A 15,083-nucleotide genomic window follows, 5' to 3' on the forward strand; every position below is an offset into this window, starting at 1 on the left:
ACCTGCTGTTCATCCTGCACGCCGACCACGAGTAGAACTGCTCGGCGTCCACCGTGCGGCTGGTCGGCTCGTCGCAGGCCAACCTGTACACCTCGGTGTCGGCCGGCATCGGCGCGCTGTCCGGGCCGCTGCACGGCGGCGCCAACTCCGCGGTGCTGGAGATGCTGGAGGAGATCCGGGCCGCCGGCGGCGACGTCTCCTCGTTCGTGCGCAAGGTGAAGAACAAGGAGGCCGGCGTCCGGCTGATGGGCTTCGGGCACCGCGTCTACAAGAACTACGACCCGCGCGCCGCGATCGTGAAGAAGACCGCCGACGACATCCTGACCCGCCTCGGCGGCGACGACAGCCTCCTCGACCTCGCGAAGGAGCTGGAGGAGCGCGCCCTGGCCGACGACTACTTCGTCGAGCGCAAGCTGTACCCGAACGTGGACTTCTACACGGGCCTCATCTACCGCGCGATGGGCTTCCCGACGAAGTTCTTCACGGTGCTGTTCGCCCTCGGCCGCCTCCCGGGCTGGATCGCCCACTGGCGCGAGATGATGAACGACCCGGCCACGAAGATCGGCCGCCCGCGCCAGGTCTACACGGGCCACACCGAGCGCGACTACGTGACGCTGTCGAACCGCTAGACAGGTCGCTTCCCGCGGGGCCGGCACGCTTGCCGGCCCCGCGGCTCGTTGCCCGTCAGCCGGTGAGCCGCTGGACGCGCTCCAGCGGGCTCCCGGACAGGCGCTGGGTGACTGCCCTGGTCGGCACCACGCACGCCGGCGTGGCGCCGACCGGGATGAGCCAGCGCGTCGTCCGCCTAGCGCTGGTCCTCGTAGAACGGGCTCCTCGTGACGCCGACGCCCGCGGCCTCGTCGAAGTGGTAGACGGCCTGGCCGTTGACGAACACCCGCACCGCGCGGCTCATGACGTCCAGCGGGTCGCCCGACCAGAGCACGATGTCCGCGTCCAGGCCCGGCTTCAACGCCCCGACCCGGTCGTCCAACCCCAGGATCCGCGCCGGGTTCACGGTGATCGAGCGCAGTGCCGTGTCCGAGTCCAGGCCCTCCTTCACCGCGAAGGTCGCCTGGTGGACGAGGAAGTCGATCGGCACCACCGGGTGGTCGGTGGTCAGCGCGATCTCCACGCCGGCGCGGGCCAGGATGCCGGGGTTGCGGAGCGAGCGCTTGCGCACCTCCACCTTCGACCGGCCCACGATCAGCGGGCCGATGATCACCGGGATCCCCTTGTCCCGGAGGACGTCGGCGATCAGGTGACCCTCGGTGCCGTGGTTGACGACCAGGCGGTAGCCGAACTCCTCGGACAGCCGGATCGCCGTCGCGATGTCGTCGGCGCGGTGGCAGTGCTGGCACCACGGCACCTCGCCGTCCAGCACCCGCACCAGGATCTCGTAGGTGTTGTTCCGCTCGAACGGCTTGTTCTCCCCCGCTGCCCAGTCGCGGGCCACCCGGTAGTCCTGCGCCTTGGTGAGCGCGTCGCGGATCACCGCGGCCACGCCGAGCCGGGTGGACGGGAGCTTGTCCTTTTCGCCGTACACCCGCTTCGGGTTCTCGCCGAGCGCGCTCTTGACGCTCACCGGCTGGCGCACCAGCATCTCGTCGACCGTCTTGCCCCACGACTTCACCGCGACGGTCTGCCCGCCGATCGGGTTGCCCGACCCCGGCTTGACGACCACCGTCGTCACCCCGCCGGACAGCGCGTCGCGGAAGCCCTCGTCGTCCGGGTTGATGCCGTCGAGGGCACGCAACCGCGCGCCGTTCGGGTCGGTCATCTCGTTGACGTCGACGCCCGCCCAGCCGTCGCCCTCCTCGAAGACGCCGACGTGCCCGTGCGACTCCACGAAACCCGGCAGCACCCACGTGCCCGACGCGTCGACGATCTCCGCGTCCTCCGGGACGTCCACATCGGCCTCGGCGCCGACCGCGACGATCACGCCCTCGTCCACCAGGACCGTGCCGCCGTCGATGGGCTCGCCGTCGACGGGTACGACGTATCCACCTGTAATCGCGATGCTCACGACTCCAGAACCTACGCGCCCAGGGGGGTGATGCCCCAGCGACCCGCCCACGACTCACCCGGCCGCAGCCACAGCAGGTCCACCCCGGAGTTCAGCGCGTCCGGCGGGCACGTCATCGGCTCGATGGCCACCGCGCGGGCGCCCTTGCCGGGGAACTCGGACGTGAACACCTGCACCCACCGGAACACCGGCTGGGCCCACAGCTCGACACCGGACGCACCGGACCGGACCGAGTGCCGCACCAGCCCGTCCGGCCCCGGCTCGCAACCGCCGAAAGCCGTGTCCAGCCCGACGTCCCGCAGCGGCCGGCCCTCACCGAAGTCGTACTCGGTGCCGGTGACGTCGATCGGCGAACCGTTGGGGTTCAACGTGTCCAGGTCGACGGGCAGCACCGTGTGCGCGGCGAGCGTGAGCACGCAGTCATCGACGTCGGTGTTGCCCGGCCGCGGGTACGGGTGCGTGCCCACGCCGAACGGCATCGGCTTCTCGCCCAGGTTCTCCACGGTGTGCTCGACGGTGAGCCCGCTGGCCGACAGGCTGTAGGAGATCCCGGTGCGGAAGGGGAACGGCCAGCCCGGTGCGCCGTCGACGGTGACCTCCAGGGTGACGACACCGTCCTCATGCGACACGACGGACCACGTCTCGTGCCGCACCAGGCCGTGGATCGCGTTGCCACGCGCGGCTTCCGTCACCTCGAGGTGGTGGGTCTCGCCGTGCTGCGTCCACGTCGCGCCGGCCACCCGGTTGGGCCACGGCACGAGCACCGCGCCGCACCCCATCGGCGGCTCGTCGGCGTAAGTTTCGGCGTAGGGCACCCCACCCACCTCGAACGCGCGCAGCCCGCCGCCCGCGGTGTCGACCACCGCTCTGGCGGGACCGTACGTGATCTCCAGCTGCTTTCCAGTCATGAGCGGAAAGCCTACGGGGGTCAGCCTTCGAGTGCCTGCGGATCCAGCTCCTTCACCTGTTCGCCGCGTGCCCGCGTGAGCGCCTATCCGGTCGTGGCCCGGTAACGCCAGAACGCCGGCAGGCACACCACGGCGATCGCGGTGAGGACGACGACGAGCACGCCGCCGGTCGTGGCCGCCGTGGCGGTGCCGACGCCGGCCGCCGCCCAGCCGTGCGCGAGGTCGGCGATGCGCGGGCCGCCCGCGACGACGACGGTGAAGAGGCCCTGCATGCGGCCGCGCATCTCGTCGGTGGTGGCGGTCTGGAGGATCGCGCCGCGGTAGATCATGCTGACCAGGTCCGCGGCACCGGCCATGACCAGGAACGCGATCGCCAGCCACAGTTGGTGCGCGAGCCCGAAGCCCACGATGGCCAGTCCCCAGGCGGCGACCGCGACCGTGACGCCGACGCCCTGGCGGGAGATGTGCGAGAGCCAGCCGGAGAGCAGACCGAAGACCAGGGCGCCGATGGGGATGGCCGCGTAGAGCCAGCCGAGGGCGAGGCCGCCGCCGTGGGGGTCGCCGAAGGTGCGCTCGGCCATCTCGGGGAACAGCGCGCGGGGCATCCCGGCGACCATGGCGATGATGTCGAGCAGGAAGCTCGCCAACAGGACGTTCTTCGCGGCGACGTACCGGAACCCGTCCGCGATGTCCTTGATGCCGGCCCTGCGCTTGACGCCGTCGAGCGGGCTCAGGCTGGGCAGTCCGAAGAGGAGCACGAACGCGAGCACGAGCGCGACGGAGTCGGTGAGGTAGAGGACGGGCAGGCCGGCGACCGGCATGAGCGCGCCGGCGAGCAGCGGCCCGAAGACCATGCCGAACGAGCCGACGGTCGCGGAGAGCGCGCTGGCCGGCGCGATCAGCTCGGGCGGCACGAGCCGGGCGACCGCCGCCGTCCGCGTGGGCATGTTGACCGCGACGAACGCCTGCTGGACGGCGAGCAGGCTGAGCACGAGCCAGACGTTGGCCCCGACCACGGCGAACAGCCAGAACAGGGCACTCGTCGCCGCGACCCCGACGTTCGTGACGAGGATGACCGTGCGCCGGTCGAACGCGTCGGCCAGCGCGCCACCCCAGAGCCCGAAGATCAGCAGCGGGACGAGCCCGAAGGCCCCCGCGAGCCCGACGAACCCGGACGAACCGGTCAGATCGAAGACCTGCTTGGGCACCGCGACGGTCGTGAGCTGCGAGCCGACCGCGGTGATCGCGGTGGAGATCCAGAGCCGGCGGTAGGTGGGGATGCGCAGTGGCCGGGTGTCGATGGTGACTCTGACCCGTTTGACCTTGACCTCTTTACCTGCGGAAACCCCCACGGTAAGAGCTTAGGCCCGCTAACGACCTGGCGCCGAGTGACGTTCGTCAATGCGCGAGGCGCGCCCGGGTCGCACCCGGACGCGCCTCGCGGAGCTGTCTGTCTACCTGTCTACGGACCGACGCGCTCGACGGTCCAGCCATCGCGGTTCTGCTTGAAGCGGAGGCGGTCGTGCATGCGGTCCATGCGACCCTGCCAGAACTCGACCACCTCGGGCCGGATGCGCCAGCCACCCCAGTGCGGGGGCACCGGCACCTCGTCCGCGTCGGCGAAGCGGCGTTCGACGTTCGCGAGGGCGTTCTCCAGCACCGTCCGGTTGCGCACGACGGCCGACTGCGGGGACGCCCACGCGCCGAGCTGCGAACCGCGGGGGCGGGAGGCCCAGTAGGTGGCCGTCTCGGCGTGGCTGACCTTCTCGACCGTGCCGCGGACCGTGGCCTGGCGGTGCAGCGTGTACCAGGGGAAGGTCGCCGACGCGAAGCGCGTGGCCATCAGGTCGTGGCTCTTGGCGGACGTGTAGTTGGTGAAGAACACGACGCCGCGCTCGTCGAGGCCCTTCATGAGCACGGTGCGTGACGCGGGGATACCCTCCGCGTTCGCCGTGGCCAGGACCATGGCGTTCGGTTCGGGGGCGCCTGATCGGATGGCGTCGTCCAGCCACTTCTGCAGCTGCGCGTGCCAGGTGTCGGCCAGCTCGTTCTCGCTCAGTGTCCCCTCTTCGTAGGACACCCGCATGGTCGGCAGAGCGAGGGCGATGTCGGGCGTGGCAATGTCGGCGTCCGCCATCCTTGGTCTCCTCGACGCGTAGGGATTACCTCACGTTTCGACAGTACGGGGGGAACCCGTCCGAAGGAAACCACGCGACGGGTGACGACCCACACTTGAATCGATCTGGAAACACGTGGTTCGCAGAACGCTAGGCCGGACGGGTGATCACCGCGATGCAGATCTCGCGGATCTCGGTCGCCACCTCCTCGACCGGCAGCGGCGGCTCGGTCGCCTGCCACTCGCGCACGAGCCCGGTGATCGCCCCGACGAGCGCGACGGCCGTCAGCCGGTAGTCCCGCACCGGCGCCAGGCCGGCCGCGGCCACCCGGTCACACTCGGCGGCGATGAAGTCGACGTAGCGCTTGAACCAGTCCAGGTGCTGGCGCTCCATCGCTTGACTTATTCCGGGCGCCTCGACGTAGTTCAGTCGCGGAAAACGCGGATCGGACGTGACAGCTTCGACGAAGGCGTCTACCAAAGTGGTGATTCGCGTTAGTGCATCTGCATCAGCGAGTGCCTCGAGCACCGGAAGCATGCGCTTCATGGCCAGCGTGTTGATGTGCGCGTGCAGTTCCAGCAGCAAAGCTTCCTTGCTCGCGAACTTCTCGTAGAAATTCCTGGTGGAAACACCAGCCTTCGCGCAGAGATCGGCGATCTTCGTCTTGTGATAACCGCGGGTGGTGAACTCGTCCAGCGCGGCCTCGAGGAGCCGTTCCCGCCGCTCGGCACGACGCTGCTCGGTGTCCACCCCTCGGTACATCCGGCTGTGCGCGCCCGCGCCCTGAGCCATCGACCTCTCCTTGGCCCTTGTCAAAACAGGTCCGGCAATTGTGAAATTGGTAATTACCAGTACACTGGTAAGTGGTCTGACACGGTCGACGGGAATACTGCCATGAGCACCCAACGCTGTTGACCATCTCCAGGCGAACCGTTGTACACCCCATACGATCCGCCGGTGCACCCGGTCCCCCGCGAGTGATCACCATCTGAAAAGAAATAAAGCCCGGTGACACAGATTCCGGAACTGGTTCAGCAACAACCAACCTGCGGAGATGACTTACAGTACGCGCTGGAACCGTTCCGACAAGGCCTGATCACCTTGTGTCATTAGTGGAGTCAGCGCCGCTCGACCTCCCCGCCCCGACATGCCGGCGGCCAGGTGAGCGCCGTCCGACAATTGACGGAGACGCCGGCAATTTCCGGTTACCGGCCCGCGCCAATACGTATTGCGGCACCGAGCGCGGTCACGGCGTCGTCGGCCAGGACCGTGGTGAGCGTGCCGCCGGCGGCGAGGCGGGTCCGGGACCACCACTCCCCGCTCGCGACCTCCCCGGTGTCGCTCGTCGACAGTTCCGTGGCCAGCACCCGTTTGCCCATCAGCAGTTCCGCGGTGACCGTCAGGTTCTGCCGCAGCACCGGACGGTCACCGCGGGTGACGTGCAGTCCCGTCGTCAGCTCGCCCGGCGCCTCGCCGGCACGGCCCAGTACGACCGTTTCCCGCGTGTGGAGGTGGGCGCCATCGGCCAGCGTGACGGTGAGCAGCGACTCGTGCCGGGCGCGTCGGGTGATCACCACGGGCTCGGGCAGGTAGCGGACCGTCGCGCCCTCCGCCACTTCCAGGTGGACGGTCGTGCGGCTCCGCTCCCCGTGCGGCCCGGGGAGCGCGATCGTGGCGGCGATGCCGGTCAGCGTGAGGCAGGCGTGCGGGCCGACGTGGACGGTCAGCGTCAGCTCGTCGCCGCCGAGCGGGCTCGCGGCGGAGTTGACCAGGTGCACCAGTGGCTCGACACCGGCGGGACCGCGGGCCGGGATCAGCGTCAGCGGTGCGGCCGAGCGCAGCGTGCGGACCACCGCGCGGCCGGCCGCGTCGCGCTCGACCGCGAGGTGTGCGTGCGCCTTCACACCAGCTGTTCCCGCACCCACTCGGCGACGTCCGGCGCGTCCGGGGTGTCCACCAGGGACTGCTGGATGACGGGCAGGCCGCGGCGGACGCGGTCCGCGTCGCCGGCCATCACGGTCAGGTCGGCGCCGACCAGCGGGGCCAGGTCGGTCTTGTTGATGACCAGCAGGTCGGCGGTGGTGACGCCCGGGCCACCCTTGCGGGGCACCTTGTCCCCGCCGGCCACGTCCACGACGAAGATCTGCCGGTCGACCAGCCCGCGGCTGAACACGGCGGTGAGGTTGTCGCCGCCGCTCTCGATGATCACCAGGCGCAGCCCGGGGAAACGCTCGGTGAGCACGTCGACGGCGTCGAGGTTGGCGGTGATGTCGTCGCGGATCGCGGTGTGCGGGCAGCACCCGGTCTGGACGGCCTCGATGCGGGCCGGGTCGAGGACGCCCGCTCTGCGGAGGAAGTCGGCGTCCTCGGTGGTGTAGATGTCGTTGGTGACGACGGCCAGTTCCAGGTCCGCGCCGAGCGCCCGGCAGAGCGCGGCGACGAGCGCGGTCTTACCGCTGCCGACGGGCCCACCGATCCCGATGCGCACCGGCCGGTCGCCACCGGCCAGCGAGGGGTGCGGGTCCGGCTCCGGGACCGTGGGGTCGAAGTTGGTCGGGTGCTCGTGGTCGTGGTCAGCTGACAAAGAGACGCACCTCTTCCCGGTGGTGACGGTCGTGCTCCTCGGCGAGGAGGTCGAGCCCGGGTGAGCCGGGGGCGGGCAGGTGGGCGGGGTCGAGGTGCGCGGTGGCGGCGGCCTCCCCGGCGACGGCCGCCACGTCGTCCGCGAGCGCGGCCAGGATCCCGTTGACGCGCAGGGGATCCAGCCCGAGGAGCCGGACGCTCGCGCTCGCCGGTCCGGTGACGGAGAGGTAGGCGGCGACCAGCGCGGCGTCGGCCGGTGTTCCGCCACCGGCGCCGACGAGCACCCCGAGGATGACGGGGTGGTGTGGGCGCGCGATGGTGCGGAGCAAGGTGGCGACGGCGGCCGCCCGGGCGCTGCCCGACGAGGCGGGAAGGGCCGGCGGGACACCGGTGGACTGTGGGACGCCCCCGGCGTGCCGGAGGTGCTCTCCACCGCGGTGCGCCACCATCGCGCCGGCCGCGCGGGCGGTGGCCCGCCCCTGTGCGCGGGAGGCGGCGCGCTGGGCGGCCGACGGGGTGCGGGCGTCCAGCTCCGCGTCCACGGCCGACCAGTCGGTGAAGCCGCCTGCCGCGAGATGGGCAGAGGCCGCCGCGAAGGTCGCGGCCAGCGCGCCCGCCGTGCGCAGACGACCGCGGAGGAACGCCGGCAGGTCGTCCTCCGTGCGGATCAGGCCCCGGGCCGCCGCCTCCTCCAGGCCGCCCGAGTGCGCGTGGCCGCCGCCCGGGAACCGGGAGTCGGCCAGCAGCAGCGTCATGACGTTCATCAGACCAGGAAGTACCGCTGGGCCATCGGCAGCTCGGTCACCGGCGCCGGCTCGATCAGTTCGCCGTTGACGTGCACGGCGAAGGTGTCCGGGTCCACGGTCACGTCGGGCAGATCCGAGTTGTGCACCATGTCCGCCTTGGTGATGCCCCGCGTGTTCGACAGCGCCGCCAGCGGGGTCGCCGTGCCCAGGTCGAGGTCCACCGCCGTGGGCGCCACGAAGTGCAGGCTCGACGCCGAGGCGACCCGCGGCGCGGCGCCGTACATCGGCCGGGCCAGCACCGGCTGCGGCGTCGGGATGGAGGCGTTCGCGTCGCCCATCGCCGCCCACGCGATGAAGCCGCCCTTGAGCACCAGCGACGGCCGCACCCCGAAGAACCGGGGCTCCCACAGCACGAGGTCCGCCAGCTTGCCGACCTCGACCGAGCCGATCTCGTGTGCCATCCCGTGCGCGATGGCCGGGTTGATCGTGTACTTGGCGACGTAGCGGCGGGCCCGCGCGTTGTCCGCGGTGGAGTCCCCGGGCAGCGACCCCCGGCGGCGCTTCATGACGTGCGCCGTCTGCCACGTCCTGATGATCACCTCACCGATGCGGCCCATGGCCTGGGAGTCCGACCCGATCATGGCGATGGCGCCGAGGTCGTGCAGCACGTCCTCCGCCGCGATCGTCGTGGGCCGGATCCTGCTCTCCGCGAACGCCAGGTCCTCCGGCACGGACGGGTTCAGGTGGTGGCACACCATGAGCATGTCCAGGTGCTCGTCGATGGTGTTCACCGTGTGCGGGCGCGTCGGGTTCGTCGACGACGGCAGGATGTTCGGCAGGCCGACCACCGTGATGATGTCCGGCGCGTGCCCGCCGCCGGCGCCTTCCGTGTGGTAGGCATTGATCGAGCGACCACCGATAGCCTCCACAGTGGACTCCACGAAGCCGGACTCGTTCAGGGTGTCCGTGTGGATCGCCGCCTGCACGCCGGTCTCGTCCGCGATCCGCAGGCACGCGTCGATGGCCGCCGGGGTCGTGCCCCAGTCCTCGTGCAGCTTGAACCCGCCCGCGCCGGCGGCCACCTGCTCGCGGAGCGCGGCCAGGGACACCGTGTTCCCCTTGCCCAGCAACAGGACGTTCACCGGCTGGCCGTCCATCGCCTGGAGCATCCTGGTCAGGTTCCACGCGCCGGACGTGACCGTGGTCGCCTTGCTGCTCTCGGCCGGCCCGATGCCGCCGCCGATCAACGTGGTCACACCGGAGGCCAGTGCCGTCTCCGTCAACTGTGGACAGATGAAGTGGACGTGGCAGTCCACCCCGCCGGCCGTCAGGATCTTGCCGTTCCCGCCGACGATCTCCGTGGACGGCCCGATCACGAGCGCGGGATCCACGCCGTCCATGGTGTCGGGGTTGCCGGCCTTGCCGATGCCGACGATCCGCCCGTCCCGCACGCCGACGTCCGCCTTCACCACGCCCCAGTGGTCCAGCACGACCACACCGGTGATCACGAGGTCGGGCGCCCCGTCGGCCCGGGTGGCCAGCGACTGCCCCATCGACTCGCGGATCACCTTGCCGCCGCCGAAGATGACCTCGTCCCCGGAACCGGCCGGCCCCATGGCCCGGTCCTCGGTGACCTCGATCAGCAGGTCGGTGTCCGCGAGGCGGACGCGGTCGCCGACGGTCGGTCCCAGCAGCGACGCGTACCGCGCGCGGTCGATGCTCACCGCAACCCCGGCACGACTCGCCGCCCGGCCAGCGGCACCAGCGACACCGCACGCTCCACACCGGGCTCGAACCGCACGGAGGTGCCGGCCGGGATGTCCAACCGGTGACCGTCCGCTTGGGACCGGTCGAACTCCAGTGCCGGGTTGGTCGCCGCGAAGTGGTAGTGGGAACCGACCTGCACGGGCCGGTCCCCCGTGTTGCGCACGACCAGGGTCACCCTCGGTCGCCCCGGGTTCAGCTCGACCGGCTCGGCGGCCGGCAGGATCTCGCCTGGGATCACAGGGGACTCCTCACACAATGGGACTGTGGACGGTCACGAGCTTGGTGCCGTCCGGGAAGGTCGCCTCCACCTGGACCGAGTCGATCATCTCGGGCACTCCCGGCATGACCTGCGCTCGCGCCAGCACCGCACGCCCGCTCGCCATCAGCTCGCTCACCGATCGACCGTCCCGCGCGCCCTCGATCACGTGTTCGGTGATCAGCGCCACGGCTTCGGGGTGGTTCAGCAGCACGCCGCGGGCGAGCCGGCGCCGGGCCACGTCCGCCGCGTAGAGAACCAGCAGCTTGTCGCGTTCCTGGGGGCTCAGGTGCATGGATGGTGTCTACCACCAGAACCCCCGATGTTCCGTTCCGGCAACACGCGCGTTACGCAGCGGATCTGAATCGTTCTCCTAAATCGTGACCGAAACCACCGCTCGGGACAATTGCCACGGCGGTAGAAAGGGGAGGAAGGTTGATTGACCGCGCGGCCTGGAGATCCCGGGCGAGTGCCGCGTGAGGAAGTTCGGGGACTGGCGAGAGGCTGGTAACACCATGCACAGCGCGGTGCGGCAGATGGACGCTCCGGTGAAGACGGAGCCGGACGACGGCTTCCGCCCGGGCCTGGAAGGCGTTGTCGCCTTCCGCACCGAGATAGCCGAACCCGACAGGGACGGCGGCGCACTGCGTTACCGGGGTGTGAACATTGAGGACCTGGCCGGCAAAGTAACTTTCGGCGACGTCTGGGCGCTCCTGGTGGACGGCAGGTTCGGCCAGAGCCTCCCGCCGGCCGAGCCGTTCCCGATCCCCGTGCACACCGGTGACGTGCGGGTGGACGTCCAGGCGGCGCTCGCCATGCTCGCCCCGATCTGGGACTACAAGCCACTGCTGGACATCACGGACACCGAGGCCCGCGATCAGCTCGCGCGGGCGTCGGTGATGGCGCTGTCGTACGTCGCGCAGTCGGCCCGCGGCATCGGCCGCCCGGCGGTCCCGCAGCGGCGCATCGACGAGTGCTCGACCATCACCGAACGCTTCATGACCCGCTGGCGCGGCGAGCCGGACCCGGACCACGTACGAGCCGTGGACGCCTACTGGGTCTCGGCCGCCGAACACGGCCTCAACGCCTCCACCTCACCGCCCGGGTCATCGCCTCCACCGGCGCGGACGTGGCAGCAGCCATGTCCGGCGCGATCGGGGCCATGTCCGGCCCGTTGCACGGTGGCGCCCTGGCCCGCGTACTCCCGATGATCGAGGAAGTGGAGAACGTGGGCGACGCACGCAAGGTCGTGTCGAACATCCTCGACCGCGGTGATCGCCTGATGGGCTTCGGCCACCGCGTCTACCGCGCCGAGGACCCACGAGCCCGAGTACTCCGCCGCACCTGCAAGGAGTTGGGTGCCGAGCGGTACGAGGTAGCCGCCGAACTGGAACAGGCGGCACTGACAGAACTGCGGGAACGCCGCCCGGACCGCGCGATAGAGACGAACGTCGAGTTCTGGGCCGCGGTGATCCTGGACTTCGCGAAGGTCCCCCCGCACATGATGCCGGCGATGTTCACCTGCGCCCGGACCGCGGGCTGGTGCGCGCACATCCTGGAGCAGAAGCAGACGGGCCGCCAGGTCCGCCCGTCGGCGAAGTACGTCGGCCCCGCCCCCCGCACCCCGGACGAGGTAGAGGGCTGGGAGAGCGTCAACCACTACTGAGCCGCACGGCCGGCTGTGTAGGTTTCGCCATCTTGGCACGGGGTCGCCTCGGCGAGCACCGAGAACACGGCCCCACCCCATGTCCACCGAACGGTTGACACCAGGATTCAGTCGCGCGGACGTCCCTGACCAGCACCGCCAAGGGACACGATTCCCGCATGACCGCAATACAGGTCCGCGGACTCCACAAGTCCTACAACGGAACCGTCGCCGTAGCCGGCGTTGACCTCGACATCAGCGAGGGCGAAGTCTTCGCCCTACTGGGCCCCAACGGCGCCGGCAAGACCACCACCGTGGAAATCCTCGAGGGCCACCGCCGCCGGGACAGCGGTGAGGTGTCCGTCCTCGGCGTCGATCCGGGCTCCGCCACCCGCGCCTGGCGGGCACGCATCGGCATCGTCCTCCAGACGGCAAATGACGCCGCCGAGCTGACAGTCAGAGAGAGCGTGCGGCACTATGCCGGTTACTACCCGTCACCGGCCAACCCCGACGAGGTCATCGAACAGGTCGGGCTGACCCAGAAAGCCAACACCCGGGTGAAGGCGCTGTCGGGCGGTCAGCGCCGCCGCCTCGACGTGGCGCTCGGCGTGGTGGGACGACCAGAGCTGGTCTTCCTCGACGAACCGACGACCGGCTTCGACCCGGAAGCACGGCGGCAGTTCTGGGAGCTGATCAGAACCCTGGCCGCGGGCGGCACAACCGTCCTCCTGACCACCCACTACCTGGACGAGGCCGAAGCACTGGCCGACCGGGTAGCGGTCATCGCAGGCGGCCGGATAGTCGCCGAAGGCACGCCAGCCACCCTCGGCGGCCGTTCCACCGCGAAGGCCACCGTCCGCTGGCAGGGCCCGGACGGGCCGGAGACAGTGCTGACCGACACCCCGACCGCACTGGTCACCCAGCTCTCCCAGGGCCGGGAACTACCCGAGCTGACCGTGACAAGGCCGAGCCTCGAGGACACCTACCTGGAACTGATCGGAGAGAAGCGATGACCACCCTGCCCTCCACGTTCGGCATCGGCACGTCCCGCGGCGGGACCGAGCTGAAGCAGTTCTTCCGGGCCCGCGAGCAGGTGGTCTTCACCTTCACGTTCCCCGCGATCATCCTCGTCCTGCTCGGCTCGATCTTCGACGAGCAGTTCCAGAACGGCGTGACGGCCGGCCAGGTGTTCGCGGCCAGCATGATCGCCGCCGGCGTCGTGGCCACCTCCTTCAACAACCTCGGCATCAGCGTCGCCCTCAACCGCGAGGACGGGACGCTGAAACGCTTACGTGGCACGCCGATGCCGCCCGCCGCGTACTTCATCGGCAAGATCATCCTGGTGGCGGTCGCGAGCCTCGCCGAGGTGGTGCTGATGCTCGCCGTCGGCATGCTCCTGTTCGGCGTCGAGCTGCCGTCGACGGCGGGCGACTGGTTCACGTTCGCCTGGGTGTTCGTGCTGAGCGTCGTCACCTGCTCGTTGCTGGGCATCGCGATCAGCTCGCTCGCCGGGACTGCACAGAGCGCGGCCGCGGTCACCAACGTGCCCTACATCGCGCTGCAGTTCATGTCCGGCGTGTACATCCCGATCGACGGGGTGCCCGAGTGGATGCGGGACATCGGGTCGCTCTTCCCGATCAAGTGGGCGGCCCAGGGGTTCCGCTCGGTGTTCCTGCCCGACAGCATGACGGTGAGGGAGGCCGCTGGCTCATGGGAACTCGGAAAGACGGCGCTCGTGCTGGGTGGCTGGTGCGTGCTGGGGCTGGTGCTGTGCCTGCTGACGTTCCGCTGGACGAACAAGCGCGCCGGCTGAGGTCCGACGCCTGGCTGCGCTGGTTCCGGATCTGGGACGTCTACTTCGCGCTCGACTACGTCGCGACGGCCGCGCTGGTCGTGGCGCAGCCCGAGCCGGGGCCGGCGCGCGGGCTCGCGTCGGTGGGCGTGCTGACCGTGATGGCCGCCGTCTACCTCGGCTACGGCCGGCGGCAGATCGCGGTCGCCAAGGAGCGGATCTTCGTGCGGGGGCGGGCCTTCGCCGGCGCGCTGGTGCTCCTGCTGCTGGTCGCGATGTTGCTCGACCCGGACGCGGCCTACGCGCTGTTCGCCGTCTGCCCACTGATGTTCATGAGCCTGGCGCTGGGCGAGGCGATCGCCGGGGTCGTCGTGCTGAACCTGCTGCCGGTGCTCCAGGCGTTCATCGCGGACGGGGCCGCGGCGGCGTTCGGGATCCTCGCGCCCATCATGGTCTTCACCATCGTGCTCGGCGTGACGATGGGCACCTGGATCCACCGGATCGTGTCGGAGAGCGAGGAACGCGCGAAGCTGATCGCCGAGTTGGAGGAGAGCCGGGAGGAGGTCGGCCGGCTCTCCCGCGAGGCCGGGGTCGCCGCCGAGCGGGCCCGGCTCGCGGCGGAGATCCACGACACGCTGGCGCAGGGCTTCACCAGCCTGGTCACGCTCGTGCAGGCCGCGGAGTCCGAACTGGACCGGGACACCGACAAGGCACGCAGGCACCTGACGCTCGCGGCGCGGACCGCGCGGGAGAACCTGACCGAGGCGCGGGCCCTGGTCGCGGGGCTCACGCCGGCCGCGCTCGGCACCGGCTCGCTGGACCAGGCGGTCCGCCGGCAGTTGGCGCGGTTCGCCGAGGAGGCGCCGGTCAGCGTGACCTACCGGACCGAAGGGGACAGTGTGGCGCTGCCGACCGTGCTGGAGGTGGTGCTGCTGCGCATGGTGCAGGAGTCGCTCACCAACGTGCGCAAGCATTCTCGCGCCACCGAGGTGAGGATCACGTTGCGGGTCAAGGAGAACTGCGCGTCGATGCGGGTCGCGGACAACGGTGTCGGGTTCGACCCGGACCGGCCGGCGGACGGTTTCGGCCTGCGGGGCATGCGGAACCGCGCGGCCCAGATCGGCGGCCGGTTGGACGTCCACAGTGGAGACGGCGGTACGACCGTCGAGTTGGAGGTGCCTCGGTGAGTGGGGCTTGCGGAGCGAACCATGGCCGTCACGCCGGCGAGCACCCGGTCGGAGCCTGC

General features: G+C 70.4%; 14 protein-coding genes and 2 pseudogenes. 5 read left to right on the plus strand and 11 right to left on the minus strand.

Translation table 11 applies throughout. The annotated features are described in order from the left end of the window. Nucleotides 1-629 (plus strand): annotated as a pseudogene (locus tag ACJ73U_RS47820) (citrate/2-methylcitrate synthase); the annotation flags it as partial. 176 nt (nt 630-805) lie between these two features. Here the strand turns inward: ACJ73U_RS47820 and ACJ73U_RS47825 are convergent. The 11 genes from ACJ73U_RS47825 to ACJ73U_RS47875 all read right to left on the minus strand — a co-directional run bounded on the left by ACJ73U_RS47825 (nt 806) and on the right by ACJ73U_RS47875 (nt 10,695). Further along, a complete protein-coding gene (locus tag ACJ73U_RS47825; RefSeq protein WP_407784466.1) occupies nt 806-2,023 on the minus strand; it encodes an amidohydrolase in 1,218 nt (405 codons plus the stop codon). 11 nt (nt 2,024-2,034) lie between these two features. Further along, on the minus strand, nt 2,035-2,931 hold the full coding sequence (locus tag ACJ73U_RS47830) for an aldose 1-epimerase family protein (protein ID WP_407784467.1): 897 nt from the start codon (nt 2,929-2,931) through the stop codon (nt 2,035-2,037). An 83-nt stretch (nt 2,932-3,014) separates the two neighbouring features. Continuing rightward, a complete protein-coding gene (locus ACJ73U_RS47835; RefSeq protein WP_407784468.1) occupies nt 3,015-4,283 on the minus strand; it encodes an MFS transporter in 1,269 nt (422 codons plus the stop codon). A gap of 110 nt (nt 4,284-4,393) precedes the next feature. Next, entirely contained in the window at nt 4,394-5,068 is a 675-nt protein-coding gene (gene pdxH / locus ACJ73U_RS47840; RefSeq protein ID WP_407784469.1) for a pyridoxamine 5'-phosphate oxidase, read from the minus strand. Between the two features lie 130 nt (nt 5,069-5,198). Next, entirely contained in the window at nt 5,199-5,840 is a 642-nt protein-coding gene (locus tag ACJ73U_RS47845) for a TetR/AcrR family transcriptional regulator (protein WP_407784470.1), read from the minus strand. A 413-nt stretch (nt 5,841-6,253) separates the two neighbouring features. Then, nucleotides 6,254-6,952 (minus strand): urease accessory protein UreD, encoded by a 699-nt coding sequence (locus tag ACJ73U_RS47850; RefSeq protein WP_407784471.1) that lies wholly within the window; start codon nt 6,950-6,952, stop codon nt 6,254-6,256. Next, complete coding sequence (ureG, locus tag ACJ73U_RS47855; protein WP_407784472.1) at nt 6,949-7,632, minus strand: urease accessory protein UreG; 684 nt, start codon at nt 7,630-7,632, stop codon at nt 6,949-6,951. Before ureG ends, ACJ73U_RS47850 begins: the two co-directional genes overlap by 4 nt. Then, nucleotides 7,622-8,395, minus strand: a complete 774-nt coding sequence (locus ACJ73U_RS47860) for an urease accessory UreF family protein (RefSeq protein WP_407784473.1) — start codon at nt 8,393-8,395, stop codon at nt 7,622-7,624. The genes ureG and ACJ73U_RS47860 overlap by 11 nt, the downstream gene beginning before the upstream one ends. Beyond that, nucleotides 8,395-10,101, minus strand: coding sequence for an urease subunit alpha (locus ACJ73U_RS47865; RefSeq protein ID WP_407784474.1), 1,707 nt, complete (start codon nt 10,099-10,101; stop codon nt 8,395-8,397). Before ACJ73U_RS47865 ends, ACJ73U_RS47860 begins: the two co-directional genes overlap by 1 nt. Beyond that, complete coding sequence (locus tag ACJ73U_RS47870; protein WP_407784475.1) at nt 10,098-10,382, minus strand: urease subunit beta; 285 nt, start codon at nt 10,380-10,382, stop codon at nt 10,098-10,100. Before ACJ73U_RS47870 ends, ACJ73U_RS47865 begins: the two co-directional genes overlap by 4 nt. A 10-nt stretch (nt 10,383-10,392) precedes the next feature. Continuing rightward, the gene (locus ACJ73U_RS47875) at nt 10,393-10,695 is read right to left on the minus strand and encodes an urease subunit gamma (protein WP_407784476.1); all 303 of its coding nucleotides are present in this window, start codon (nt 10,693-10,695) and stop codon (nt 10,393-10,395) included. Nucleotides 10,696-10,915: 220 nt separating this feature from the next. On the opposite strand from ACJ73U_RS47875, the pseudogene ACJ73U_RS47880 reads away from it, so the two are divergent. From ACJ73U_RS47880 to ACJ73U_RS47895, 4 genes and pseudogenes are all read left to right on the plus strand, one after another. Then, nucleotides 10,916-12,066: pseudogene (locus ACJ73U_RS47880) on the plus strand (citrate synthase 2). Nucleotides 12,067-12,224: 158 nt separating this feature from the next. Beyond that, the gene (locus tag ACJ73U_RS47885; RefSeq protein WP_407784477.1) at nt 12,225-13,058 is read left to right on the plus strand and encodes an ABC transporter ATP-binding protein; all 834 of its coding nucleotides are present in this window, start codon (nt 12,225-12,227) and stop codon (nt 13,056-13,058) included. Then, nucleotides 13,055-13,858, plus strand: a complete 804-nt coding sequence (locus ACJ73U_RS47890; RefSeq protein ID WP_407784478.1) for an ABC transporter permease — start codon at nt 13,055-13,057, stop codon at nt 13,856-13,858. The genes ACJ73U_RS47885 and ACJ73U_RS47890 overlap by 4 nt, the downstream gene beginning before the upstream one ends. Then, nucleotides 13,816-15,024, plus strand: a complete 1,209-nt coding sequence (locus tag ACJ73U_RS47895; RefSeq protein ID WP_407784479.1) for a sensor histidine kinase — start codon at nt 13,816-13,818, stop codon at nt 15,022-15,024. Before ACJ73U_RS47890 ends, ACJ73U_RS47895 begins: the two co-directional genes overlap by 43 nt. Nucleotides 15,025-15,083: the final 59 nt, after the last annotated feature.

Source organism: Actinophytocola sp. (assembly GCF_045807065.1).
Lineage (GTDB): Bacteria > Actinomycetota > Actinomycetes > Mycobacteriales > Pseudonocardiaceae > Actinophytocola.

Excerpts from the sequence above, each read along its gene's own strand:
- ACJ73U_RS47860 (WP_407784473.1), bottom strand. The coding sequence starts at position 8,395 with ATGAACGTCATGACGCTGCTGCTGGCCGACTCCCGGTTCCCGGGCGGC.
- ACJ73U_RS47875 (WP_407784476.1), bottom strand. The coding sequence starts at position 10,695 with ATGCACCTGAGCCCCCAGGAACGCGACAAGCTGCTGGTTCTCTACGCG.
- pdxH (WP_407784469.1), bottom strand. The coding sequence starts at position 5,068 with ATGGCGGACGCCGACATTGCCACGCCCGACATCGCCCTCGCTCTGCCG.
- ACJ73U_RS47845 (WP_407784470.1), bottom strand. The coding sequence starts at position 5,840 with ATGGCTCAGGGCGCGGGCGCGCACAGCCGGATGTACCGAGGGGTGGAC.
- ACJ73U_RS47830 (WP_407784467.1), bottom strand. The coding sequence starts at position 2,931 with ATGACTGGAAAGCAGCTGGAGATCACGTACGGTCCCGCCAGAGCGGTG.
- ACJ73U_RS47890 (WP_407784478.1), top strand. The coding sequence starts at position 13,055 with ATGACCACCCTGCCCTCCACGTTCGGCATCGGCACGTCCCGCGGCGGG.
- ACJ73U_RS47885 (WP_407784477.1), top strand. The coding sequence starts at position 12,225 with ATGACCGCAATACAGGTCCGCGGACTCCACAAGTCCTACAACGGAACC.